1 rRNA gene is annotated in these 299 nt (G+C 52.2%); it reads left to right on the top strand.

From position 1 onward, the window contains the following. Nucleotides 1-299: ribosomal RNA gene (locus KFD70_RS29455) — 16S ribosomal RNA — on the top strand; the annotation flags it as partial.

Here is a 299-nt window from a genome sequence, read left to right as displayed (position 1 = left end):
AAGAGGAAAGTGGAATTCCATGTGTAGCGGTGAAATGCGTAGAGATATGGAGGAACACCAGTGGCGAAGGCGACTTTCTGGTCTGTAACTGACACTGAGGCGCGAAAGCGTGGGGAGCAAACAGGATTAGATACCCTGGTAGTCCACGCTGTAAACGATGAGTGCTAAGTGTTAGAGGGTTTCCGCCCTTTAGTGCTGAAGTTAACGCATTAAGCACTCCGCCTGGGGAGTACGGCCGCAAGGCTGAAACTCAAAGGAATTGACGGGGGCCCGCACAAGCGGTGGAGCATGTGGTTTAA

Source organism: Bacillus pfraonensis, assembly GCF_050768835.1.
GTDB classification, from domain to species: domain Bacteria; phylum Bacillota; class Bacilli; order Bacillales; family Bacillaceae_G; genus Bacillus_A; species Bacillus_A pfraonensis.
Note: the sequence above shows the minus strand (reverse complement) of the source record. Positions and strands in the feature narration are given on the sequence as shown.